Source organism: Yoonia sp. R2-816, assembly GCF_046762905.1.
Lineage (GTDB): Bacteria > Pseudomonadota > Alphaproteobacteria > Rhodobacterales > Rhodobacteraceae > Yoonia.
This window is the reverse complement of sequence record NZ_JBKQXN010000109.1, coordinates 1-353: the sequence shown is the minus strand read 5'-3', so window position 1 is coordinate 353 and position 353 is coordinate 1. Positions and strand designations below refer to the sequence as shown.

1 protein-coding gene is annotated in these 353 nt (G+C 48.4%); it reads right to left on the bottom strand.

What is annotated here, in order from left to right; all coding sequences use genetic code 11:
• Positions 1-24: 24 nt before the first annotated feature.
• Positions 25-353, bottom strand: a 329-nt coding sequence (locus ACFWW2_RS01950) for a hypothetical protein (RefSeq protein ID WP_393925680.1), incomplete at its 5' end; no start/stop codon positions are given.

Sequence of the window (353 nt, the reverse complement as noted above, 5' to 3'; positions counted from 1 at the left end):
GAATGCGTCTGAGGTTTTTGACTGCTATGTGTAGCGACCTGGCCCAACTGGACGAAACCTGCAGATAATAAAGATGGCCATGCCCACTTCTTCCCGGGCATGGCCGTTTTCTGTTTTGAGGTGGCTTTGTGGTCTGTTTCGTCCGTGCTTTTGGGTCAGCATTACTGACTTATTTAACATAACCACTATTACGCGCCTCAATCGTGCCGCCTGGGTGGATTCACAAACGAAGTGCAAATTCTGTACGAATACAGAGAGTTGCATGGAGTATGAAGAATGGGAAGCCACTACTGTCACCTGAAGCTGGACGAACGACGCAAGCTTGCAATGTGTCTTGAAGCCAAAATGCCGAT